The 23,067-nt window shown below is 40.1% G+C and carries 22 protein-coding genes and 1 pseudogene; 6 read left to right on the forward strand and 17 right to left on the reverse strand.

The genetic code is table 11. The features are described 5' to 3' along the window. Window positions 1–782: 782 nt before the first annotated feature. The gene (gene hemB / locus KO511_RS18130; RefSeq protein WP_215988805.1) at window positions 783–1,829 is read right to left on the reverse strand and encodes a porphobilinogen synthase; all 1,047 of its coding nucleotides are present in this window, start codon (window positions 1,827–1,829) and stop codon (window positions 783–785) included. A 148-nt stretch (window positions 1,830–1,977) separates the two neighbouring features. Here hemB and KO511_RS18135 point away from each other — a divergent pair, with 148 nt between their 5' ends. Further along, window positions 1,978–2,739, forward strand: coding sequence for a TatD family hydrolase (locus tag KO511_RS18135; protein ID WP_215988806.1), 762 nt, complete (start codon window positions 1,978–1,980; stop codon window positions 2,737–2,739). 299 nt (window positions 2,740–3,038) lie between these two features. Here the strand turns inward: KO511_RS18135 and tatC are convergent, their stop codons facing one another. From tatC to rmuC, 7 genes are all read right to left on the reverse strand, one after another. After that, window positions 3,039–3,770 (reverse strand): twin-arginine translocase subunit TatC, encoded by a 732-nt coding sequence (gene tatC / locus KO511_RS18140; protein ID WP_215988807.1) that lies wholly within the window; start codon window positions 3,768–3,770, stop codon window positions 3,039–3,041. A gap of 62 nt (window positions 3,771–3,832) precedes the next feature. Next, window positions 3,833–4,261, reverse strand: a complete 429-nt coding sequence (tatB, locus tag KO511_RS18145) for a Sec-independent protein translocase protein TatB (RefSeq protein ID WP_215988808.1) — start codon at window positions 4,259–4,261, stop codon at window positions 3,833–3,835. A 3-nt stretch (window positions 4,262–4,264) separates the two neighbouring features. Beyond that, window positions 4,265–4,501 carry a Sec-independent protein translocase subunit TatA gene (gene tatA / locus KO511_RS18150; RefSeq protein ID WP_215988809.1) on the reverse strand — a complete coding sequence of 79 codons (237 nt, stop codon included), beginning with the start codon at window positions 4,499–4,501 and terminating at the stop codon, window positions 4,265–4,267. A 42-nt stretch (window positions 4,502–4,543) separates the two neighbouring features. Then, window positions 4,544–6,178, reverse strand: coding sequence for a ubiquinone biosynthesis regulatory protein kinase UbiB (gene ubiB, locus KO511_RS18155; protein ID WP_215988810.1), 1,635 nt, complete (start codon window positions 6,176–6,178; stop codon window positions 4,544–4,546). Next, entirely contained in the window at window positions 6,175–6,780 is a 606-nt protein-coding gene (locus tag KO511_RS18160) for a ubiquinone biosynthesis accessory factor UbiJ (protein WP_215988811.1), read from the reverse strand. The genes ubiB and KO511_RS18160 overlap by 4 nt, the downstream gene beginning before the upstream one ends. Before the next feature lie 15 nt (window positions 6,781–6,795). Then, window positions 6,796–7,578, reverse strand: coding sequence for a bifunctional demethylmenaquinone methyltransferase/2-methoxy-6-polyprenyl-1,4-benzoquinol methylase UbiE (gene ubiE, locus KO511_RS18165; RefSeq protein ID WP_215988812.1), 783 nt, complete (start codon window positions 7,576–7,578; stop codon window positions 6,796–6,798). Between the two features lie 56 nt (window positions 7,579–7,634). Further along, a complete protein-coding gene (gene rmuC / locus KO511_RS18170) occupies window positions 7,635–9,185 on the reverse strand; it encodes a DNA recombination protein RmuC (protein WP_215988813.1) in 1,551 nt (516 codons plus the stop codon). Window positions 9,186–9,319: 134 nt separating this feature from the next. Between rmuC and KO511_RS18175 the strand changes: the two genes are divergently transcribed. Beyond that, window positions 9,320–10,240 (forward strand): DMT family transporter, encoded by a 921-nt coding sequence (locus KO511_RS18175; RefSeq protein WP_215988814.1) that lies wholly within the window; start codon window positions 9,320–9,322, stop codon window positions 10,238–10,240. Window positions 10,241–10,245: 5 nt separating this feature from the next. Here KO511_RS18175 and KO511_RS18180 read toward each other — a convergent pair whose 3' ends face one another. Continuing rightward, a complete protein-coding gene (locus KO511_RS18180) occupies window positions 10,246–11,070 on the reverse strand; it encodes an HDOD domain-containing protein (protein ID WP_215988815.1) in 825 nt (274 codons plus the stop codon). A gap of 241 nt (window positions 11,071–11,311) precedes the next feature. Here KO511_RS18180 and KO511_RS18185 point away from each other — a divergent pair, with 241 nt between their 5' ends. From KO511_RS18185 to KO511_RS18195, 3 genes are all read left to right on the forward strand, one after another. Further along, entirely contained in the window at window positions 11,312–12,106 is a 795-nt protein-coding gene (locus tag KO511_RS18185) for a winged helix-turn-helix domain-containing protein (RefSeq protein WP_252724442.1), read from the forward strand. Continuing rightward, complete coding sequence (locus tag KO511_RS18190) at window positions 12,103–12,564, forward strand: hypothetical protein (protein ID WP_215988816.1); 462 nt, start codon at window positions 12,103–12,105, stop codon at window positions 12,562–12,564. The genes KO511_RS18185 and KO511_RS18190 overlap by 4 nt, the downstream gene beginning before the upstream one ends. A gap of 192 nt (window positions 12,565–12,756) precedes the next feature. Further along, window positions 12,757–14,226 carry an aerolysin family beta-barrel pore-forming toxin gene (locus KO511_RS18195; RefSeq protein WP_215988817.1) on the forward strand — a complete coding sequence of 490 codons (1,470 nt, stop codon included), beginning with the start codon at window positions 12,757–12,759 and terminating at the stop codon, window positions 14,224–14,226. A gap of 80 nt (window positions 14,227–14,306) precedes the next feature. On the opposite strand, the gene KO511_RS18200 is transcribed toward KO511_RS18195, so the two are convergent. From KO511_RS18200 to KO511_RS18215, 4 genes are all read right to left on the reverse strand, one after another. Then, window positions 14,307–14,606: a hypothetical protein gene (locus tag KO511_RS18200; RefSeq protein WP_215988818.1), complete on the reverse strand. Its 300-nt coding sequence runs from the start codon at window positions 14,604–14,606 to the stop codon at window positions 14,307–14,309. A 37-nt stretch (window positions 14,607–14,643) separates the two neighbouring features. Further along, window positions 14,644–15,015, reverse strand: coding sequence for a hypothetical protein (locus KO511_RS18205; protein ID WP_215988819.1), 372 nt, complete (start codon window positions 15,013–15,015; stop codon window positions 14,644–14,646). Window positions 15,016–15,352: 337 nt separating this feature from the next. After that, window positions 15,353–16,729, reverse strand: coding sequence for a sensor histidine kinase (locus tag KO511_RS18210; RefSeq protein WP_215988820.1), 1,377 nt, complete (start codon window positions 16,727–16,729; stop codon window positions 15,353–15,355). Beyond that, window positions 16,707–17,387, reverse strand: coding sequence for a response regulator (locus KO511_RS18215; protein WP_215988821.1), 681 nt, complete (start codon window positions 17,385–17,387; stop codon window positions 16,707–16,709). The genes KO511_RS18210 and KO511_RS18215 overlap by 23 nt, the downstream gene beginning before the upstream one ends. A 164-nt stretch (window positions 17,388–17,551) precedes the next feature. Between KO511_RS18215 and KO511_RS18220 the strand changes: the two genes are divergently transcribed. Further along, a complete protein-coding gene (locus KO511_RS18220; RefSeq protein ID WP_215988822.1) occupies window positions 17,552–18,058 on the forward strand; it encodes a GlcG/HbpS family heme-binding protein in 507 nt (168 codons plus the stop codon). Between the two features lie 121 nt (window positions 18,059–18,179). Here KO511_RS18220 and KO511_RS18225 read toward each other — a convergent pair whose 3' ends face one another. The 4 genes and pseudogenes from KO511_RS18225 to KO511_RS18235 all read right to left on the reverse strand — a co-directional run bounded on the left by KO511_RS18225 (window position 18,180) and on the right by KO511_RS18235 (window position 22,760). Further along, a complete protein-coding gene (locus KO511_RS18225; protein WP_252724443.1) occupies window positions 18,180–19,721 on the reverse strand; it encodes a YopT-type cysteine protease domain-containing protein in 1,542 nt (513 codons plus the stop codon). A 779-nt stretch (window positions 19,722–20,500) separates the two neighbouring features. Then, window positions 20,501–20,623 (reverse strand): annotated as a pseudogene (locus KO511_RS22640) (EamA family transporter); the annotation flags it as partial. Between the two features lie 67 nt (window positions 20,624–20,690). Further along, on the reverse strand, window positions 20,691–21,155 hold the full coding sequence (locus KO511_RS18230; protein WP_215988824.1) for an ankyrin repeat domain-containing protein: 465 nt from the start codon (window positions 21,153–21,155) through the stop codon (window positions 20,691–20,693). A gap of 90 nt (window positions 21,156–21,245) precedes the next feature. Then, window positions 21,246–22,760 carry a catalase gene (locus tag KO511_RS18235; protein WP_215988829.1) on the reverse strand — a complete coding sequence of 505 codons (1,515 nt, stop codon included), beginning with the start codon at window positions 22,758–22,760 and terminating at the stop codon, window positions 21,246–21,248. Window positions 22,761–23,067: the final 307 nt, after the last annotated feature.

Here is a 23,067-nt window from a genome sequence, read left to right on the forward strand (position 1 = left end):
CTCTCCTATTCTATGTGGATAAGTCTGTTCATAGTATTTATGTCTATCAATTTAATACAGTGGAAAAAATGGCATATAACTTTATAAGATATTGATTTATATAAATAAAATACAAGATCGGTAGATATGGGACAGATCAACAAAAGATCCTTGCTTGTGGAAAAGACTATTGGTGCCCTTTTATTCAAGCCTTAGGTGAATTTATCTGGTTGAATATTTTTTAAACCCAAGGAAAGATATCGAATACGAGGCATAAAAAAAGCGACATCGATTTGATGTCGCCTAGCAAAAATTTATTAAAGCATTCTAAGTTGAACAATATGCTTTAATATAAAGCTATAAATTACACTGGAAGCAATGTGAGCAATGTCGTGTCAAATTGAATGAGTGCAAGTTCACGCATATTGTATAGTTGCCATATTCACATTGAAAAAAGCAAATCTACATCTTGGTGAACTTCTCTTATCCCCTAAGACAAGATAAATAATAATTATTCTCATTTGAGTCGTCAAGAGGTAAATGAGAAAAAATCTCATTTATTTTGATCTCATAGCTGCATTTGTTTCATAAAATGGATTCGAGAATCTGTTAATCGTCGTTTCCTTTCAAACTACTAGATAAAAAATCCATTAACAATCAATTGCTTAATCATATATGGGGGGTTAATTTCGAGGTTTGACCTTTAATTGTAAATAGCCATGCTGTTTAACCCATAATTCTTGATATTCGATGCTAATCCAAAAAAAGCTGACAAATGTCAGCCTTTTCTCAAATAAACAAGCCTATTCTACTGTTCGCATAAACTTGGCTGGCTCAGCATTGTCTTGTGTCAACCATTCAGCCACATCCTTTGCAAAATAAGTTAGGATGCCATCAGCACCTGCGCGCTTAAAACAAAGTAATGATTCCATCACTGTTTCACGCTCTTTTAACCAACCATTTTGAAAAGCCGCTTTGTGCATAGCATATTCACCTGACACCTGATACGCAAAAGTCGGTACTTTCAGCTCGGCTTTAACCCGACGTACAACATCAAGATAAGGCATACCCGGTTTAACCATCACCATATCCGCGCCTTCATTGATATCCATAGCAACTTCATGAACGGCCTCATCACTATTAGCAGGGTCCATCTGATAGTTATTTTTGTTACCACCCTTGAGGTTATTCGAAGAGCCAACTGCATCTCGAAATGGTCCGTAATAATGAGAAGCATATTTGGCCGAATAAGCCATGATTTGAGTATTAATATATCCAGCGTCTTCTAGTGCTTCTCGGATAGCTCCTATCCTCCCATCCATCATATCTGATGGAGCAACTACATCAGCGCCCGCTTCGGCATGAGACAAGGCTTGTTGTATCAACACTTCTGTTGTCTCATCGTTCTGGACATAGCCTTCTTCATCGATAATTCCATCTTGGCCATGGGTAGTAAAAGGGTCCAAAGCCACATCAGTAATAACACCGATTTCTGGTACATGTTCTTTCAATGAGCGTACTGCTCTCTGGACCAAACCTTCAGAATTATAAGCCTCTGCAGCACATAAACTTTTAGCATCTTGATTCACCACTGGGAACAAAGCAATCGCAGGTACCCCTAATCTAGCAAGGTACTGCGCTTCTTCTAACATCAGATCAATCGATAAGCGCTCAACTCCAGGCATAGACTCTACTGTCTCACGACGATCTTTACCCATCAAAATGAACATAGGATAAATCAAGTCACTGACGGTTACTTGACTCTCAGCCATAAGGCGGCGGCTAAAATCATGCTTGCGTATACGGCGCATACGGCGACCAGGAAACTGGCCTTGAATGGAAACGGACACTGTATTCTCCTTATGTGGTGAAAGTGCTTGATTTGCATAATATCACTCCTGAGGTCTTAGGCTAGCAGCAAGTGATAAAAATACAAAAAATGACCAAATGCTCACACTGCCGTATACTCTGGCCAACCAAGCTTTAAAGAGACAAACAATGATCGATACTCACGCGCACATTTATGCCAGCGAATTTGATAATGACCGCGATCAGGTTGTAGAAAGAGCACTCGCCCAAGGCATAGATAAAATCTTGCTGCCCAACATAGATATTGAATCTATCCAACCCATGCTGCATACCGAAGCTGCTTATCCTGATGTATGTCATTCTATGATGGGACTTCATCCATGTTATGTTGATGCAAATATTGATCATACTTTACAAATAATTCATAGCTGGTTTGAAAAGCATCCTTTTATTGCTGTTGGCGAAATTGGTATCGACCTTTATTGGGACAAGACGTACAAAGTTGAACAAGAAAAAGCTTTTACTACTCAGTTGAACTGGGCCAAAGAGATGAAACTGCCCGTTGTAATCCACACCCGGGACTCCATACAAGAAACGCTAGACTTGCTAAGTCAGGAGCAAGATGGCTCACTTTCTGGTGTATTTCACTGTTTTGGTGGTGATATAGAACAAGCTAAAGCCATTAATGGCTTAGGGTTTCATCTTGGTCTTGGCGGGGTAAGTACATTCAAAAATGGCGGCATGGATAAAGTCATCCCGTCGTTAGATATGAATTACATCCTGCTTGAAACTGACTGCCCCTATTTGGCACCGGTTCCGCATAGAGGAAAGCGCAATGAGCCAGCTTACATTTCATTAGTAGCAAAACGGATCGCTGATTTGCGTGAAAGTACTTTTGAAGAAGTTATAAACGTCACAAACAAAAATGCTAAATGCTTGTTTTGCATTTAAAATATTCGGTAATTCATATCATTATCAATAAAACAATGAGGAAAGGATATAAAAAATATCATATTTAAAATCCATCACTGCTGATTTACTAACAAAAATAACAATTAAGAATCACCTTTATATGTTTTATCACAGTGGCTGCTTACGCAGGAAACATCGAACATTTTGGCAGAAATTATTAGGTGTTAAAGAAGTTTATAAGTGCTCACATTGCCGAGACACATTAAAAATAAAATAGATTCATTTAGCATAGCGGCCTTAACGAGGAAGCTTAAAAATCGCCAGCTTCTTCGGCAGGGCTATTGGTCATGTTTTCGAACATAAAATCGTGCAAAAAACAGCCCCACCTCAAACAACAAGCACATAGGTATCGCTAATAATGTCTGGGAAATAATATCTGGGGGCGTTAGCATCATACCAACCACAAAGGCTCCCACAATAATATAGGGCCTTTTTTCACTTAAGCTTTTAGGATCAGTTGCACCTGTCCAGCATAATAAAATAATCGCTACAGGGACTTCAAAAGCAATTCCAAACGCAAGAAATAGAGCCAGCACAAAATCCAAATAGCTAGAAATATCAGTCGCAAATTCGACTCCACCCAATGAAATTGCAGTAAAAAAACCAAATACCAATGGAAAAACCACAAAGTAAGCAAAAGCAACACCACAGTAAAACAGCAAGGAACTGGAAAACAAAAGTGGCATAATTAAGCGGCGCTCATGTTTATATAATCCCGGTGCAACAAAGGCCCACACTTGATATAGGATAAAAGGCACCGCAACAAAAATTGATGCTATTAGAGTCAGTTTGAGTGGGGTAAAGAAAGGTGATGCAACATCTGTCGCTATCATGGTCGCCCCTTCGGGCAGACGCTCTATCAGTGGTGCAGAGACAAACTCATAAATATTATTTGCGAAATAGATCAATCCAAGAAATACAATTAATACAGCGATGAGTGCGCGAAGCAAACGGCTACGCAGTTCCAAAAGATGACTAATCAAAGGCTGCGCTTGCTCAACAGATGGCATGAAAACCCCTACTGGAAAATATCAATAGGAGTCGCTTACAAAAACTCCCATTAAGAGTAATACTATTCAATTTTTTTATCTGCCAATGGTAATGATTCACCACTTAAATGATCGTGACTATGAGGCTCCTTGGCATCAGATGTCCGTATATTCTCTACTTCTTCCGTATCTCCATCTTCTGTCATCACTTCCCTTGTCTTAGAGTATGGACGCTGAACATCTTGAGCAGCCTGTTTGAGCTCATCAACTGATGACTTAAGTTCTGGAGATAAATCTTCCATTCCCATTTTTTCAGCTTTGCGCAAGTTTTCTTGTAATTCTTGCACTTTGAGCTCATGTGATATTTCGTCTTTAACATTATTGGCCATTTTTTTCGCAGAGCTCACAAAGCGAGATACACTACGAATAGCATGGGGCAGACGCTCAGGTCCCAGAACGACTAGTCCAACGACAGAGATTAATACCAGCTCCCAAAAACCGATATCAAACACTGGTTATACCTGCTCTTTATCTTTTTTACTTTCGGCAGTAGCATCTGCTTTCTGCTGATCGATATGTTTAGGCTCAAAATCTGCATCTTTCTTCGCTGATTCATCTTCACTCATGGCTTTCTTAAAACCTTTAACAGCACTGCCTAAGTCCCCTCCCATGCCTCGTAGTTTCTTGGTACCGAACAAAAGAACCACAATGACTGCAACAATAAGAAGTTGCCAAATACTAATACCACCCATTTTCTATACCTCAGGCTAATCCAAACCAATAAAGTCTACTGCCTATTGACGATAGGCTTTCCAACTAAATAACCAAAATAATACACCCCCACTGGCCGTGACCAATGATAGCTGCTCGTATGGGCTGGTTACCAATATGGCTGAGCATACGACCAATGTCGCTCCAACCCCAAATAAAAACTTTCCTGTCATCTGGCTCCGCTTACTAGCACGATAGCCATGATACATCTGATCTATCCGCTGATTAATCATTTTTCCTTGGCGCAAACTGTCATACAATAATTCAGGCAACTCTGGTAATTTTTCAGCCCAAAATGGCGCCCGGTCTCTCACTGCATTCAATAAAGCTTTAGGCCCAACTTGATTCATCATCCACTTCTCAAGAAATGGCTTAGCGGTTTGCCACAAGTCAAGTCGGGGATACAATTGACGGCCTAGCCCTTCAACATACAATAAGGTCTTCTGCAACAAAACCAATTGCGGTTGAACTTCCATATTGAAACGACGGGCAGTATTGAACAAATTCAGTAATACATGGCCAAAAGAAATGTCACACAATGGCTTAGCAAAAATAGGTTCACATACCACTCTGATGGCACATTCAAACTCATCCAGATTCGTCTGTTGCGGCACCCAACCCGACTCTACGTGTAACTCAGCAACTCGGCGGTAATCACGATTAAAAAAGGCCAAAAAGTTCTCTGCTAAATAACGCTTATCTTCCGTGTTTAATGTACCCACTATGCCACAATCTAAACCAATCCATTGTGGATCTTCAGGATGCTCTGGGTTAACAAATACATTACCTGGGTGCATATCCGCATGAAAAAAACTGTCCCGGAACACTTGAGTAAAAAACACACTAACACCGCGCTCAGCTAACAGCTTCATATTAGTGCCATTCGCTTTTAAACCATCAATGTCCGACACTTGAATGCCATATATTCGCTCAGAAACCATGACATTTTTATTACTAAAGTCAGTAAAAACTTCAGGAATATAAAGTTCTTTGCTGTTTTCGAAGTTTCTTCTTAACTGAATGGCATTCGCTGCTTCGCGCTGCAGATCCAATTCATCAAGTAGCGTTTTTTCATATTCCCGAACAACTTCTACCGGCTTTAAACGCCGCGCTTCAGGTAACGATTTCGCGACTGTACGTGCCATTCGGTACATGAGCTTTAGATCAGCATCAATAATTGGACGAATATCTGGCCTAATAACTTTTAACACGACTGGTTGACCAGTTGACTTAAGTTTTGCCGTGTGCACTTGGGCAATTGACGCAGAAGCAAGAGGTTCGATATCAAATTCTGTAAACCAGTTTTCAACCGGACCACCCAGTGCCAGCTCAATCTGTCCCTTGGCGAGCTGACCGTCAAAAGGTGACACCTGATCTTGAAGAAGCGATAAGGGATCGGCGATATTGGCAGGAAACAAATCGCGTCGTGTAGACATCATCTGGCCAAACTTTATCCATACCGGACCCAATTCTTGCAGAGCTAAACGTAGCCTTTCCCCCAATTCTTTATCGACATGTTTATTTTTAATCCAGAACAAGGCCTTTCTGGCAATCAATGGGGCTTTAGTTAATTGATGATCAGGAAGGAGTTCATCTAAACCATATTCAAGCTGAACCTTGATAATTCGGTATAGACGTCTTAATTCGGCTCGAGTCATAATCGTTCCGTCAATTTATTCAATTTCATTTCAATACGAGCCGCCCAACTGACTACATCATCCACTTGATCACAGAAATGCGCTAGCTCCAAAGGTGCCGGAACCAACTTCCACTCTTCAGTCATGGCCTGAGAAAGATGGAGGCGATGTTTTTCTGCTTTTGTCTTGATAAATCGACCTAGGTCAGATGCGCTTTGAACTAAACTATGCGCGACCACATCACCCGTCATTTTCGATAACCACTCTTCAATATCAGGCTTACAGTCAATTATGAGTTGGGAGAATTGTTGTGCTAACTTAATATCTCCCTCCAGCGTCAATTTATCTTGCTTAATCAGCTTAGTTATATTCGATTGCTCACGCAGCTCGGGTAAAATGGCAAGATTGAGGGAGAGGTAACAATCAGGTTTACCTTCGTAACCAGATAGCACGTCGATTTGCTGACTAAATACAAAGGTAATGGTTTTGTTGAGTTCTTTTAAATGAACTTGGATTACCTGACCTTTCAGTCTATGTAAGCGAACTACGAGCTCAGGGTCATCATTAATCAAAGTGTTAAGAGTGGACTCTATTGATGCAGTCACAAGTGGCTCAAATGGCATAGCAGTCTTTTTACCTCAGAACTTGTAACCACGATGAAGGGCCACAATACCACCTGTCAGATTGTGGTAACTGGTATTTTCAAAACCAACCTCTTCCATCATATCTTTCAATGTACCTTGATCAGGGTGCATACGAATAGATTCTGCTAAGTAACGGTAACTCTCCGCATCATCAGCCACTAACTCACCTATTTTAGGTAATAAATGGAAAGAATACGCATCGTACAACTTAGATAATGGCTCAAATATTGGTTTAGAAAACTCCAACACTAATAACCGGCCACCGGGCTTCAACACACGAAACATCGATGCTAGTGCTTTATCTTTATCGGTCACATTGCGCAGACAGAAGCTGATGGTGATAGCATCAAAATAGTTATCTGGGAAGGGTAATTCTTCTGCATTTGCCTGAACATAGTGAACATTACCAACAATACCACTATCACGCAGTTTATCACGGCCGACATTGAGCATTGAGTTGTTTATATCGGCTAAAATAACGTGCCCTTTTTCACCAACAATACGTGAAAACTTAGCCGTCAAATCACCGGTCCCCCCCCCAAGATCAAGAACACGATGCCCTGGTCGAACACCACTACAATTGATCGTAAATCGCTTCCAAAGTCGATGAACTCCCACCGACATTAGGTCATTCATGATATCGTACTTAGTAGCCACAGAATGAAAAACTTGTGCTACCTTGGCGACTTTTTCCTCTTTTGCCACTGTGGTGAAACCAAAATGCGTGGTTTCATTTGATTCTAAAGCTGCGTTCGACTTCACGCCTTTATCTGTCATGCTGATTCCTCTTCAAGCAACGCTATGAATAAATACGAGCTCAGTGTTGCGAGAGATTAGTTTACTTTATCCTCTGCTTGTTGTCTTTGCGCGATAGAATCATTTTCACTCATGACGTTATTTTCTGTAGGGCTATCGTATTGAGCCAAGCTAGTGATATTTTGAGATATTGGTCTTTTCACCTCAACACCAAGTTGCTTAAAGCTTTCAGCTTGCCGAATAAGGTTACCTCGCCCACTAACCAGCTTATTCATAGCACCTTGATAACTTTGATTGGCTTTATCTAACGCACCGCCTAAGTTTTGCATATCATCGACAAATAAACGTAACTTATCGTACAATTTGCTGGCCTTATCTGCGATAACTTGAGCATTTTGGTTTTGACGTTCGTTACGCCATAAATTATCTATTGTACGCAGTGCCACCAATAAAGTTGTCGGGCTAACTACAATAATGTTTTGTTCTAGCGCATCTTTAATCAGACTTGGGTCAGCCTGAATTGCAATCTGAAAAGCAGGCTCTACAGGAATAAACATCAATACATAATCAAGACTTTGTATCCCTTTAAGATTTTGGTAATCTTTCTGTGACAGTCCTTTAATATGAGCTCTGATTGATAGTATGTGCTCACTTAATGCTTTGTCTCTTACTTGGTCTGATTGTGCGTTAAAATATCGCTCATAAGCCACCAAAGCCATTTTTGAATCCACAACAACCTGTTTATTTTGTGGCAAATAGACAATCACATCTGGCTGAAAGCGTTTACCTGCTTCGTCTTGTAAACTAACCTGAGTTTGGTATTCATGCCCTTCCCGCAAGCCAGATTCAGCCAATACACGCGCTAGTACAACTTCACCCCAATTTCCTTGCTGCTTATTATCTCCCTTAAGAGCTTGAGTTAAGTTAACAGCTTCTTGAGTCATCTGTTCATTTAATCTCTGAAGACCCTTTAGTTCATGAACTAGAGTATGGCGCTCTTTTGCTTCTAGGGTAAAACTGTCATTAACCTGTTTTTTAAAGCTTTCCAACTGTTCTTTAAGTGGTGACAAAAGCCCTTCCAAACTTTGCCGATTCTGTTGATCAACTTTTGCTGTTTTATCATCAAACAATTGATGCGCTAAATGTTCAAATTGTTGTTTTAATCTAGATTCTGCCTGCTCAAGTATTTGCAGCTTTTCCTGATTAGATTTATTTGCTTCTTTATGTCGAGCATCTTGCTCTCTTAATTGAGCATCAAGTTGAGCCTTTTGTTCTCGACTAAGATCTAGCTGAGTCGAATAATGTTGGCGTTCTTGCTTAATTGTTTCTAGATAGCGTAGTTTTTCAAGTGCCGTCATAAGTTGACCGTGCGATTGTTGTAGTTCATATGCCGCCTTATCACGCTCACTATCTAGAATCTCTAGCTCTTGGTTCGCCTGAGTCAGCTCTTTTTGCAACTGACTAATTTGGCCGTTCAAAAGTTGCTGACTCGATTCCAGTTGTTGTTTTAAGAGTTTATGTTCAAAGTGCATCTGTTGCCGAACCCACCAGCCAACCAAGATACCACTCAAAGCCATACAACTTAATGTGGCCATAAAAAAAGCAGCGTTATCTAGAATCCATTGCATAATAGGGAGTTAACTCATATTTTTGATATTAGTTAAATGGTATTTTACTACTGGATAAATGTCCAGTTTGTCGGTCAGATATCAAACCGATAGACTAGCGTGACGAGTTACATATTTTGACGCAAGGAAATGTCATGAACGAACGTCGCGCTATTTGTCTAGGTCTATCTGCTGTACTTCTATGGTCTACCGTGGCGACTGCCTTTAAATTAACATTAGCCGAGCTATCTCCAATCCAAATGCTAACTGTCGCCAGTATAGTATCGACACTCGCATTAACTCTTGTATGTACCTATCAGAAAAAACTGTCATCTCTCGGCAATGTGTTTTGTGCTAACCCTTTCTACTATGTAGTGCTCGGGGCTATCAACCCACTATCTTATTATCTCATTTTATTTAAGGCCTATGACCTTCTTCCTGCTTCTCAAGCTCAAGCGATCAATTATAGTTGGGCTATTACATTAACTTTTATGGCCGCTATATTCCTCAAACAAAAAATACGTAAACAAGATTGGGTGGCATGCTGTTTAAGCTATTTTGGGGTAATAGTAATTGCGACTAAAGGCGATATTTTAAGCATTAACTTTGATAGCCCATTAGGTGTTGGTCTAGCACTACTATCGACATTATTGTGGGCAGGTTATTGGATCCTCAATACTAGAAATAAAGCCGACCCCATCGTTAGTATTTTACTCGGCTTTATTGTAGCGACTCCATGTACAATTATTTTAAGCTGGATTGAAGGAAATAGCTGGAGCGGTATTTCGTCACAAGGATGGCTTGCTGCTACTTATGTGGGTTTATTTGAAATGGGCATAACTTTTGTACTATGGCTTAGTGCATTAAAGCTCACTCAAAATACCGCTCGAATCAGTAATCTTATTTTTGCTTCACCATTTATTTCTTTGGTATTGCTAGCCAATATCATCGGAGAGCAAATACATCCGACAACATTAATAGGACTTATGTTGATTGTCTTTGGCCTAGTGATCCAGCAGATAAAGTTCAAGAAAAAGGAGCAATATCAATCTCCTCAAAAGGTCAACACGCCCTAACCAAATTAAAACATCTGGTGGGCCATTTCACTCCCTTGACCACGCACTGACTCAATTTTTTCAGTCAGGTTAGAGGTAACATTTAGTGCCACGGCTGCTTTATGTTTACTCAAGTAGCTTTGTTTTTCTTTGTCATTAGCCATAGAATCCCATTGCTTGTCTATATCTCGAGCTAGAAAAACCAAACAAGCTAGCTTCTTGGATGCAATGGCTTTACTAGGATGATTAACATTTGCAATTGCATCAATCAACTCCGCAGGAAACTTCCAACTCTCAGCTAGAACGGCTCCAAGCTGTTGAGCATCAGCACCGAGAATATCTCTTTGCACCTCGATGGGATTACTTCCTTTTTCAACTCGGCGGTTAATTTCCAAAGCTTTTTCAGGCTCAAGCGAGTGAATCATAAGCTCACCAATATTGTGTAAAATACCTGCAATAAATGCTTCGTTAGGGTCTACTTTGACATCTTTCGCTATTGCACCGGCAATCGTTGCCACTTCAAAGGTGCTCGCCCAGTAGTCCTTAAGATTTAATGTCTCTAGCTTGGGAAACGTCGAGGCAAGAATTGAAGAAGAAATAAGATTACGAATTGCTCCAATTCCGATCCGGACAATGGCATCATTAATATTAGAGACACCCTTCACGCCTCCAAACTGGGCCGAATTAGCCATTCTCAATACACGAGCCAACAAAACTTGATCCATAGCCATTTTTTTTGCTAACTCGCTAAAATCAATCTGATCACTATTGACCATCTCAAGAAGTTCCTGAAGGACACTTTCGATCCTTGGCAGTTCATTGATTCTTGAGATCAGGGTTTTATAGCTCATGTATTCCCTCCGTAAACAACATCTTCCTCATTAAATATAGGACAGAAATAACCCGAGAGATCCATTAGTCAGGCACCTCATGCTGAAACAACATAGCAACAGGTAAGCAATTAAATTCATATTGTTGGTAGGGTTCTCACAAATGATCAATGCCCATTCAAAGCGAGTATTCGTCAATTGATCAAAATGCATTCATGTACTTACCTTGTGTTAGCATTTCATTGGTGATGATCAATGAAAGTTGGAATCACTGCGTAAACCTGATGATATGATTTTATTTAATTCCATTAATAACAGACTCTCAAATGACCATTTAACAGCTAAGATTGGCTATCGAGAGGCACAGGTCCTTGATCTCTTGATCCAGCACTCTCCAAATGTAGTGAAAAAAGATGATATAATTCAACATGCTTGGGGCAATCAATATATTGGCGAAACCTCTCTTGCTAAAAGTATTAGTGCATTACGACATGCATTGCTAAAACTCGGCACAAAAGACTCACCGATAGTCACAGTGCCAAAAGTGGGTTATCGACTTGTCGCTAACCATATTGACTATGACATGCCAGAACCCAAACAGGCACAAGCTCAGATGGAGGTGGGATGTAAAGTATCAGCACCAGTAATAACAACAGCAGCTGCACATGAATCAAGAGCTACCCTTTATCACTATAAAGCCACTATCTGCTATCTAACCACTTTCAGCCTATTATTTGCTGCGGTTCTACTAGCATTGAGCAAATCATATGGCTGGCATTGGGATAATGTAAATAGCAAGTACTCACTTACAATAACAACCGTAGGAAAAATTGAAGTTATTCGCGCGCAAAATACGCCTCTATCACCCCCAATTGCTCAATTTTTATCCCAACACCAATGCCACTGTGTGGTGTACCTAGAACAAAACGACCGATACTCAGAGCTATCATGGATGGATAGAAACAATCATCGCTCAATAAATATTTTTTACTCCAAGGGACAGCTCAAGTTAGTTTCCGGGTACATAACAGCTTTCATGAAAGAAAGTCAGTTATGACCCCTTATTTCACAATCACTTTATCTATAATAGTGTTTGCTTTTGTATTATCTCTACCTTGGTCCAGCCAAATTGAAGGTAACCACTATCAACACACTGAAATTTATCTCCAAGATGATCACAGCACCCTTCGTTCTGATGGCATCACTCGCATCAAAAATAACCATGTAGTCCACTTAGCATCATTACAAGACAGCGCTATGGAAAAACCCATTGTAATTCGCTTCACCGGAACAGCAAAGTCGTTCAACCAATTCGGTTTCTCTCTTGCAGGGAGTCTTAACCTAGTTTCAATACAAAGCCTAAGGCCTGTTATAGATGATGCGATAATTTCACCCTACCTGCTGCTCAATAATGACCCCTATACGCTCGATATAGACATCCTCTACACAGCGGAAGATTACATCATCATTCGTGAAAAGCTTAGTGGCAGAGTCAAACTATTAGCCAATCGCTGAGAACACATCTTCCACCATGGTCTTAGTATCAACAAAAATACCCAAACAAGATATTGATTTATTTAAGGAATAAAATTCAATTCTTTTCAATACCTCGTTATTTATGAGTGTGGAAAGGTAGCTAAGTTGTATTAACAAAAATTCAACAATAAAGCACAACCTCCCAAACACCAGACATAAAGGGGAATATCTATGTCTTTCGTGAACGTGCCTATGTTAGCGACTATCGTCCTCGCTGGCTTGACTACAAGCGTGCAAGCAAAAATTTATCCTGATCAACTCATTATCGATACACTTGGTGAAGATACCTGCCGCTCGGGTTATCGTCCCATTGATCGCTTTGAAGCAGCGCAACAAAAGGACTATCTAATGACTCGGATGGGTCAATGGCAAATCACTGGCCTAGAGGATAATTGGGTCATTATGGGGCCTAATTACTATGGTCAAATTAAGCAAGACCTACCAAACCATCAAACTTGGTGCTACCCCAAACAAGCGATATCTGAAATCCCGCGCTACGCTTCAAAGTCTATCAGTGAAGGCAATGAACTTGATATCCAACATCAACTCGTGACCAATCAAGAACAATTTGTCAGGCCAATTAGTTACCTTGCTCATTACTTAGGTTATGCGTGGGTTGGTGGTAACCATAGTCAGTTTATCGGTGAAGACATGAACATCAGACGTGAGGATGAACACTGGGTCATTCAAGGAAATAATGACGGCACATGTAATGGTTATCGCTGTGATGAAAAAACTAAAATCACTATTGGAAATTTTGCCTATACCCTGAACGATAATAATTTTTGGCATGGTCAGGTAACAGAATCGGAGCAAGAATTAGTCAAAACAATCACGGCTGTTGCACGCAATTATACCGATATTCCTCAACAAGTGGTTGTCGACTTGAAAGTTGACGAAACCACCAATTGGTCAAAGTCTCATAGTTTCGGTTTTGCTCAAAAAGTTGCCACAGAAAACACCTTTAAATGGCCTTTAGTTGGTGATACAAAATTAACGATTAGTCTTGAAGCCAATCAAAGCTTTTCCAGCACCAATGGTGGGTCAACTAGTGAGCATGTTATGCTTCAAGCGAGGCCAACCATTCCTGCAAACTCTGAAGTCCCAATTCGAGTTGAACTATATCGCTCAACTATCTCTTATCCCTATCGCTTTGGCGCTAATATAAGCTATGACATCGAATTTAATGGATTTTTACGCTGGAGTGGCAACGCTTGGTCTACTCATCTGGAAAACCGTCCTGACCATACACATACTTTCACTATAGGCCGAGCCAGTAACAACTCAGCCGATCTACGTTATCAGTGGGATCATCGCTACATTCTAGGTGAAGTAAAATGGTGGGATTGGAGCTGGGCAATCAATGAACATGGCCTTAGCAACATGCAATATGTGACTGGAGCAAGCTTGCGACCATTTCACTCATATGTATCTGGAGACTTTTACGCTGAATCTCAATTCGCGGGAAGTATAGAGATAGGTCAAGCTATACCGATAAAGAGTGACAGCCAACACAACTCAAATATAGATACACACTCTCAGCAAGTGGACCACCTTGATGTGTCAAGCAACTTTAACAAACAAGAGCTTGAAATGCTTGGTTTCACCAATGCAGAACTAACCATCACTTCTATAAACTAGATTAACCAATTAAACGGAAGAATAAGTACTCTTCCGTTTATAAAGTACTTTAAAGTGTAGACAATTGTCAGGTAAAATATTTATTGAGCACAACTTGCATAGTTGACCACTTCCACTCCACCATTGGCACTTTCATTAACCTTAAGGTTTGCACAAAAATAATTAGGTGAATCCATCCCCTGATATTTTAACTCGTAATAAGTATGGTAACCATTACTAAAATCAGAGCTGAGGTATTTAACATGGATAAGGAAGCTATTACCTATCAAATTATTCACTTCTGAACTTTTAGAAATTTTATCTAGTGTGCCATTGGAGGCCATAACCATAGATGGAATTAATAAAAATATCGACAATAGAGATATAATAACTTTATTCATAATAATCACTCAATATGTTGTATATTAAAATTTAAATTTAATTAATTTCGTTAATAGAGATGAGTTCTGAACTACCATTTATTGGCTGATACACCTCAATAACCACTGAATAGCTTGGTGCATCTGGGTATGTGGGTTGAACGCTGCACATAAACTTATAGCTCATTCCTGCCGTTACACTAGTTGAAACCGCAAAAGGGGTATAAGATACACCGACCAAACTATCTAATGCTTGATAAAAGGCATTATATTCATTTCTACTAAAAGTCGTACGATACTCTGTCCAATCACCAGGAATTGAAGTCGCAGAGGATTCAATATTATCTACATTTGAATTAGCAACTACGTTTTCGTTTGCAAAAGCTAAACATGGATATAAAAAAGAAATTAATAATAGCTTCTTAAACATAAAACACCCTTTAAATAATTGATTAACATTAATAACCAAATGCAATCCTAACCAAGTAAATAATAATTAACCAAGCCTCCCCTTTTAAAATAAAAATATACACCAAATAAAAATCTATCAAATTAAAAATTTAAATATAACGTAGAATTATGTTCTTAAATGAACAGAATAAGTCAATGGATATCATATTTAAATTATCAATCATGATGATTAATTCATAAAAAAAGAATAGTTATTTTAAGGGTAATAATGCGGTTAATATATTATAAAAATTAGACATCACCCGCTATTTAAATGAAAGTGAAAGACAGATCAACATCACCACAAAGTAGGCTAGTTACAAGAAAATACTAAATCGACTCCCTTCACCAAGTCGTGAAGTTACCTCAATTTTCCCACCAAGATTTTCTATCATAGCAACGGCAATACTGAGTCCTAACCCATAGCCCTCAGTATTACTACGACTGGTATCAATGCGATACAATCTTTCAAAAATAAGTGTCTGAAATTTTGGATCAATACCTATCCCAGAATCAATCACATGAATAATCGCTCCTTCACTCTCGCACTGTTCTACATTCACTGAAATTTGGCCACCTTCGGGGGTATATTTAATAGCATTATCGACTAGATTGACTAACACTTGGGTCAGTTTATCTGGATCTGATTTAATCACGATCTCTTCTTTGGGCTCTGCAGTAAACTCAATATTTTTTTGGTCAGCAACATCTTCAAACCAACTCAATACATTCTTTACCACCTCGCCTACATTGGTTGTGACCTTTTGTATTTCTCGCTTCCCAACCAGTTCATCATTCAGCTTCATCAAGGTAGTGAGCATATTACTCGCCTGCATTGCATGTTCTGCACAATAGGCTAAGGCCTCTTTCATTTTCTCACTACCGTCTTCATTTATAAGTGACGTTTGAGAAGACAGTATAATTCGGGATAAAGGGGTTCTAACATCATGGGCGATTGCATCAACTGTGGTATTAAGTACCGTTGTTGTATGATGCAAACTAGCAATCGTATCTTGGACGGTAGCACTGACAAGGCTCAGCCCTTGTGGAGCCTCAGATGGTTGAATAACATCCAATTTGCCTTGCTGAAGCTTCTCCAATAAATTACCTAATGTCACGAGTGGGATCATTGAGTTACGAATAATCCGCTGTGTAAATATTGATGTTATCAGCACCATAACAACCATGGCATACACTGTCGTCAACCAGTTCTCAAATGCAATGACATAGCGCTTTTGGTTATCAAGAACTAACCAAAAATCCTGAGTATCATCTCCAATTCGCAAGGCAAGGTAAGGGTTGAGAATAAAACGACTGATCCAGCTGCCACTATTCAGATGGGGCATAGTACTCATATCAACTGAAAGGTGGCTATCACCCGCAACAAACTTAGCGCTACTGGGATCATTGGGCTTAGTTACAAACGCGGTAATATTATTATCGATTAAGCGCTCAGGATTAGCTTCAAGAACATGGACTAAGCGCTGAGCAGAGTCAAATCGCAATATGCGCTGATACTCTGAGGCCATGGAAGAAAGTATTTTGCTCTCCGAACGATAAAGGTCATAGAAAAAAAGCATCCCCACCGCCAATTCGACTAACAATAGACAAAACAAAAGTAGCGCCATAAAACGCAGTAGTAGTTTCTTCTCCGCACTACCTAGAGCCTGCCTAATGTTGGGATTTGAGGACATATCCAACTCCTCTCAATGTATGGATAAGCTGGCTTTCAAATCCTTTATCAACCTTACTTCTTAAACGGCAAACAAGGACATCCACTACATTGGTTTGAGGATCAAATTGATGTCCCCAGACTTGTTCTAAGATCGCGGTTTTCGACAATACGACTTCAGGGTTTTCAAGTAAGAGCTTTATCAGAACAAACTCGCGTTGATTTAGACCAATAACTACGCCCCCTCTCGTTAGAGAATGCTTCATTAAGTCCAAAGCAAGATCTTGATATTTCAGCTCATAAGATTGGGTTAAACTGTGTTTCCCTCTACGAAAAAGAGATTGGCAGCGTGCTAAAAGCTCTGGAAAAGCAAACGGCTTAACTAAGTAATCATCCGCTCCCGCTCTTAAACCCAGCACCTTTTCCTCAACCGAATGTTTGGCACTTAGAATGATAATAGGTGTAACGTGGCCTTGACCTCGATATTGTTCTAGCACTTCAAAACCCGTTTTAAGGGGCAACATAAGATCCAAGATAATAACGTCATAAGATTCCGTACTCGCCTCATGCAGTCCGTCCACGCCGTTTAAAGTATGCGTGACTGAGTATCCCTCTTGCTGAAACCCATTAAGCAAAAAACGGGCAATATGCACATCATCCTCAATTAAAAGTATCTTCATTTACCCTTCACTTAAAGAAAGTCCTTATATCAATCTACTTTATCAACAATAGATGGCTAATTTAATTAAGATTACATTTTTGTAATCTTTGAGCAAGCTTATGGTAATGGTGCACTTGGTAATCTGACTGTGTTGATAACAACAATGTTCTAGATGGAGTCTCTATGAAAAACTTAACACAAAACACACTAGTCACAAGTCTGAGCCTATTCTCTGCCACATTGTCTTTTGGCTCCGTAGCAGCGAACCAGACTCAAACCGTGTCCATTAACCAAATCTCATCGAAAGCAGCTTTTTCACTCGTAGAGGAAGCCGTACATAAATGTGAAGTAGATGGATATAAAGTCACCGCTACTGTAGTGGATGTATCAGGAAATGTACTTGCTCAGCTCCGTTCCGATGGCGCAGGTGTTCACACTCTAGAAAGCTCGCGCAAAAAAGCTTTCACAGTAGCAAGTATGAAACAGCCATCTGGCAACCTAATGAATCTGATTGCCGACAAACCTTTGTTACAACCACTGCAAAACATGGATGACAACCTACTATTTTTGGCTGGTGGCGTACCGGTTCAGGTTAATAATGTCATGATAGGTGCTATAGGTGTTGGCGGCGCACCGGGTGGTCACTTAGATACAGCCTGTGCTGAAAGCGCAATTAAAAAGGTATTTTAATATCTAAGAAGGACGATGCCATATTGAGTAATTTTCTATAGCATCATCAAATAACGCATAAGCACTCCTTGCATAATATTACTGTTATGAAAGGAGTGCCGCTACCACTGGCACTTAGTGTTTAACGGATAAATACATCACAATTGATGCTACCTTGAGCGGGTAAATGTGGATAGACAATATTGATAAAGTCTCTAGAGAAAACCTCTAATCTTTCTTTATCTTTAAAGGTGACTTCCCCAAAATTTGGGTCAAAGAAAGCATACTTTTCCTTTCCTTGCTCGGAACAAGAATAGGTTGCTACAGCATGTCCACTCGCTAAACCACTCTCTGCAAAATTATGCCTTAAAGCATGTATTTTTAGTTCACCTTGGTCGAAGTTTAATCCTCTGCTTTCGATGTTATCAGTATTAATTCCGATAAGACCGAGGCGGACGATCATTTCCTCTTTACCAACACGTTGACCTTCATACACACAGACTGCTTCATCCAAGCCTTCTCTATGGCCATTATTTAAACCCATACTTTGAAAGAAAGAATCATTAATTGCAGTATCTTTGCCCCACTTAGCAGCCAAGCCAAAGCAAATACCACCTTTATTAATTAACATCTTCTCTAAAATACCATTTTGAGTCCAAGGTGTTAGCCCTGTTGCACCATAGCTCTTCTTAAGCATTGATTCACCAGAAGAAGAGTGTAACCCACTGATAAACAGCTCTCTCATTTCATCTAGTTGGGCGGGCTGATCTCCTCTCAGCTCCTTAGATGCTGCATTTGCTAATTTTTCTAGTGCCTTACTAAAGTTGGTTCTTTTCGGTATAGTAGGATCGTCAGTATGGGTTTTCTGCGCTTCTTTTTTAGCGGGCTTTTGAGGGTTATTTGCGTTGCGCTCCGCATTCCTTGCCTTTCTTTTTTGATTGGTTTCATGCAAAGAGTTTAATGTAATCTCTTCACCCACTTTAGCTAGGCCAATTTTAACAAAGAAGTTAGTTAACGTGTTTTTTTGTCTTAAACTTGCTTGGTCTAATGATGACTTTCGTGCAAAAGCCAACCCATCAATTTCTGCCTTAGTCGACTCTTTTCTCGCACTGTAGAGCTTATCCATATTTACAAAGCGACTAATTGCTTGCTCAATTCGACCTTTGTCTTCTGCTTTCCATAGCGCTTTATCTCCGATAGACTGCTTCACTAAAGAGTCAAAATCAGTTTGCGTCAGTGGATACTTAGCCAGCATAGATTTTGTGAAAGTATCTTTATCTAATTCGTTTTTTGCAGTTGCTACAGCACTCTGAGATACCAAATTATTTTTCTCTTTCTGTAGTTGCTCTTTTTGCTGATCGAACAATCCAGATAGACTAGCTGTCTTAACGTATTCATTTAGAGCCATGATATCGCCCGCTCGGACTGTTTTTGGATCAGCTAAAACACTTTTCAATACTGTTTTGGCATCCTGCTCTGTCATCTTATGGTGTTTAGTTAGTGTACTGATAAGTAATTTTTTACAATCGTTTATGTGGCGGTTTCTTACCCGTGAAACAGCAAAGGGAAAAGACGCTTTTTTATCTTTAAGATAGACCTTTCCATTCTTAACTCTGACCTCTTGACTCGCACTTTTAGCTTGTCCAAGAGAACTGTGAATATTTCCAATTGAATTGTAATTCATTGCCATTTTTACCTCGTTACAAAGTCAACATGTGATAACCATCGGCCTCCTTCATGATTGCTCAGGGCCGAATTGTTTCTGTGTCTAGTAACAGGAAATTCCTTGAAACTGATTCTCTCTTTCTGTCTAGACGACCATGCCCAAATCATAATTATTAGTTATATAAATTACTTGGATAAAAAGAGAATATTTATTACTCGTGACAATTTACCAATTAGAGCTTGTACTCAACCAAACGACCGATTGGATGATAAAAACATCAAATGATTGATTTTAAAACTAATTTATAAGTTTATACTCAGTAAAAAATCTAAAGAATGAGCACTAGCACTACAAGCTTTTGTAACAAGGCATAGTAAATTGCTCATTTGAACGACGTTTTAATCTCGCTGAGTACAGAAGTAACTAGTACTTAATATGAAAGACGGACTACTGACTGTGCGCTCTAGAAAAATCTGAAGCTATGAAATCTAAGCGCATTGAAATCAGTGTAAACAAAAAAATAAGTGCTGGAGCTCAAGACACAGCTATCAACAATACATCATTGAAGAGTTGATATATTTCAGAAGACGATAAGGACTGTTTGCTATCTGGTAAAACAGCAGCAATTTAGAGAGATGACTTTCATGTTTGCCCTAGAAATGAAATAGGTGATTGCATTTTTGATGCTTACACGCAAGGTTACTTTAAACCTAAACGCTAACACATTCCCAACCAGATACATAACACTCAAGCGGGCTAAGTGCCCGCTTGCTATCCTTTTATCTCCATAATTCTGATCACTTGGTCCGACTCAGAGTAAATTCAGGCTTAACGATCAAACCAATACCGACCAAGAACAAAGCACAAGCGATTAACTGCTCGACTGTCAGTGCCTCATCATACATAAAATATCCGGAGACTCAGGCAAACAGTGTCGTATGATATGCTTGAAAAAGTACAGCTAAAGTTATTATTAACAATAGAGGGTTAGTTGTGCAAAGACTGCAGTACCTTAGATTGGCCAAAAACTTGAGCAAACTCTTGCAAATTTAAGCCTGCCTTGTTACGAAGCTCTGGCGAGCACTCGGCTTGGTAGAGGTCTCTTGCAATACTGATTTCACGCTTAATTAGTGCCCCCATCAAGGCTGTATTACCACGCTTGTCTTGCAAGCAGGCATTTGCACCTGAATCAAGCAATAGTCGAACGCTGTCTTTATTGCCTTGATAGGCCGCAACCATCAAAGCGGTGTAACTTTGATTATTGCGCTGATCGATTGGAAAGCCTTGTGATACAAACGTCTCAAGTACTTCATTGTCGCCAACCCTCGCCGCGTCAAAAAATAGCCCAACCAAAGATTGGTATTCCTGTTCGATATTGGCATTAGCTGCCAGCAAGTTAAACGACAAGCTGAGCGAGAAAACAACTGAACTAAGTAATATTAACGCTTTCATTTATCTACCTTAGTTAAAAGTGGCCTACGGGAACCCTGGTTTTCGGGCAGAAAAGAGCAGTTACATCTCCCGCAGGCCAAAATTTATTGGCTACATCATGGCTTTACTTTTTACACTCGCAAGATCGGTGTGAGTCGCTTTGACAAGGCGAGTACCGTAGTCTTTATCCGCGCGATAAAAGAAGCTGACCATAGATTCCTTAGTCTCCTTATCTAAAACCTGATTTAAATCACCCGCTAGGTTTGCAATCAGGTCACTTTGATCTTGATAACTCATGCTGCGATACAAAACGCCAGCTTGATAAAAATCACGGGGGTTACTGATTGCCTTTTGTATCACAGTGCCTGCTAGCTTGGTTTCAACTGCTTTAAATTGCTTGTCCTCAGCCAAATCTAGCTGACGGCTAGGCTCATAATTCACATCGCCATTAGCCTTTAGAGCGTTATTGCTGACACCGTTTTGGTTATGGTTATTGACCTGCGCCAACGGCCGGTTTACTGGCAATTGAAAAAGGTTTGAGCCTAAGCGGTACAGCTGGGTATCAGAGTAGGCAAACAAACGTCCCTGCAGCAAGCGATCTTCTGATGGTTCAATGCCTGGGATTAAATTCGACGGTGCAAAGGCTGACTGCTCGGTTTCTAAAAAGAAATTTTCGGGTATCCGGTTTAGTGTCATGGTACCGACTTTCTTGTCAGCAATATTGAGCCACACTTTAGTCGCATCAAGGCCGTTGTAATCTAACTGACTAAGCTCTTGCGGTGAGAGTATTTTGACGTACAAGTCCCACTGAGGGTAATTACCACGACTAATCTCAGTATAGAGATCGTTAGTTAGGTGATTAAAATCCTGACTTTGCTTTTTAGCAACCTCTTTCGGGCGAAGACTTTCAACCCCTTGCTTGCTCTTCCACTCAAATTTTACGTAGTTAACATCACCTTGTTTATTAATCCACTTATAGGCGTGGACACCAAAGCCATTCATGGTGCGGTAGCTAGCTGGGGTGCCTAGGTTGCTATATACCCATGTCAGCATATTGGTTGAGCTTGGCTCATGACTAAAGAAATCAAAAAATCGGTTTGGATCCTGAACATTAGTCACAGGTGAAGGTTTCAGAGAATGCACCATATCCGGAAATTTAATCGAATCACGGATGAAAAATACCGGTAGGTTGTTACCCACCAGGTCCCAGTTGCCCTGCTCAGTATAAAACTTAGTAGCAAAACCACGTGGGTCGCGAAGGGTTTCAGGAGAGCCTTTTGAGTGAACAACCGTGGAGAAACGAACAAATACTGGCGTCACCTTGCCACTGTCCGCAAAAGGCACTGAAGACGTTAAGTCACTGAAATCTCCAGAGGCAACAAACTCACCATGAACTCCTGTTCCTCGCGCATGCACTACTCGTTCGGGAATACGTTCTCTAGCAAAGCGCTGCAATTTTTGGATAAGGTGAACGTCTTGCAATAATACGCTGCCGTTTTCTCCAGCAACGAGCGAATTTTGGTTGTCGCCAACCGGTGCACCATTGTCTCTTGTTAGAGTTTGTGCTTGTATCGACGCGCTAAATGCGCCCACTGTAATTAATAACGATATTTTTGACATCTGCATGGCTGCTCTCCAATGCATGCTAACCCTTTGACCAATAAAGTAGTCAACGGCTACTCAAAAGCCCTTTTCTGCCCAAAAACACTATATCTTCAATGGTTAAGTTTGTTTAATGGGAAACAACAATAGAATCGATAGGGATAAACGATGAAATTTTTCGGGGAGTCATTTTAAACGTTTCAAAACCACTTATTAGGAGAGCAGCTAGCAAGAAAATGCCCCATTCTGGGTTGCATGTCGAAGTTTGAGCAAAGCTCATCGGCTAGATTTGATATAGAAAAGCTAATGGTTGGCAAAAGGCAATGTATGG

The sequence above is a fragment of the Vibrio hepatarius genome, assembly GCF_018860525.1.
GTDB lineage: Bacteria > Pseudomonadota > Gammaproteobacteria > Enterobacterales > Vibrionaceae > Vibrio > Vibrio hepatarius_B.

Excerpts from the sequence above, each read along its gene's own strand:
- KO511_RS18135 (WP_215988806.1), top strand. The coding sequence starts at position 1,978 with ATGATCGATACTCACGCGCACATTTATGCCAGCGAATTTGATAATGAC.
- tatC (WP_215988807.1), bottom strand. The coding sequence starts at position 3,770 with ATGCCATCTGTTGAGCAAGCGCAGCCTTTGATTAGTCATCTTTTGGAA.
- tatA (WP_215988809.1), bottom strand. The coding sequence starts at position 4,501 with ATGGGTGGTATTAGTATTTGGCAACTTCTTATTGTTGCAGTCATTGTG.
- ubiB (WP_215988810.1), bottom strand. The coding sequence starts at position 6,178 with ATGACTCGAGCCGAATTAAGACGTCTATACCGAATTATCAAGGTTCAG.
- KO511_RS18160 (WP_215988811.1), bottom strand. The coding sequence starts at position 6,780 with ATGCCATTTGAGCCACTTGTGACTGCATCAATAGAGTCCACTCTTAAC.
- ubiE (WP_215988812.1), bottom strand. The coding sequence starts at position 7,578 with ATGACAGATAAAGGCGTGAAGTCGAACGCAGCTTTAGAATCAAATGAA.
- rmuC (WP_215988813.1), bottom strand. The coding sequence starts at position 9,185 with ATGCAATGGATTCTAGATAACGCTGCTTTTTTTATGGCCACATTAAGT.
- KO511_RS18175 (WP_215988814.1), top strand. The coding sequence starts at position 9,320 with ATGAACGAACGTCGCGCTATTTGTCTAGGTCTATCTGCTGTACTTCTA.
- KO511_RS18180 (WP_215988815.1), bottom strand. The coding sequence starts at position 11,070 with ATGAGCTATAAAACCCTGATCTCAAGAATCAATGAACTGCCAAGGATC.
- KO511_RS18190 (WP_215988816.1), top strand. The coding sequence starts at position 12,103 with ATGACCCCTTATTTCACAATCACTTTATCTATAATAGTGTTTGCTTTT.
- KO511_RS18195 (WP_215988817.1), top strand. The coding sequence starts at position 12,757 with ATGTCTTTCGTGAACGTGCCTATGTTAGCGACTATCGTCCTCGCTGGC.
- KO511_RS18200 (WP_215988818.1), bottom strand. The coding sequence starts at position 14,606 with ATGAATAAAGTTATTATATCTCTATTGTCGATATTTTTATTAATTCCA.
- KO511_RS18205 (WP_215988819.1), bottom strand. The coding sequence starts at position 15,015 with ATGTTTAAGAAGCTATTATTAATTTCTTTTTTATATCCATGTTTAGCT.
- KO511_RS18210 (WP_215988820.1), bottom strand. The coding sequence starts at position 16,729 with ATGTCCTCAAATCCCAACATTAGGCAGGCTCTAGGTAGTGCGGAGAAG.
- KO511_RS18215 (WP_215988821.1), bottom strand. The coding sequence starts at position 17,387 with ATGAAGATACTTTTAATTGAGGATGATGTGCATATTGCCCGTTTTTTG.
- KO511_RS18220 (WP_215988822.1), top strand. The coding sequence starts at position 17,552 with ATGAAAAACTTAACACAAAACACACTAGTCACAAGTCTGAGCCTATTC.
- KO511_RS18225 (WP_252724443.1), bottom strand. The coding sequence starts at position 19,721 with ATGAATTACAATTCAATTGGAAATATTCACAGTTCTCTTGGACAAGCT.
- KO511_RS18230 (WP_215988824.1), bottom strand. The coding sequence starts at position 21,155 with ATGAAAGCGTTAATATTACTTAGTTCAGTTGTTTTCTCGCTCAGCTTG.
- KO511_RS18235 (WP_215988829.1), bottom strand. The coding sequence starts at position 22,760 with ATGCAGATGTCAAAAATATCGTTATTAATTACAGTGGGCGCATTTAGC.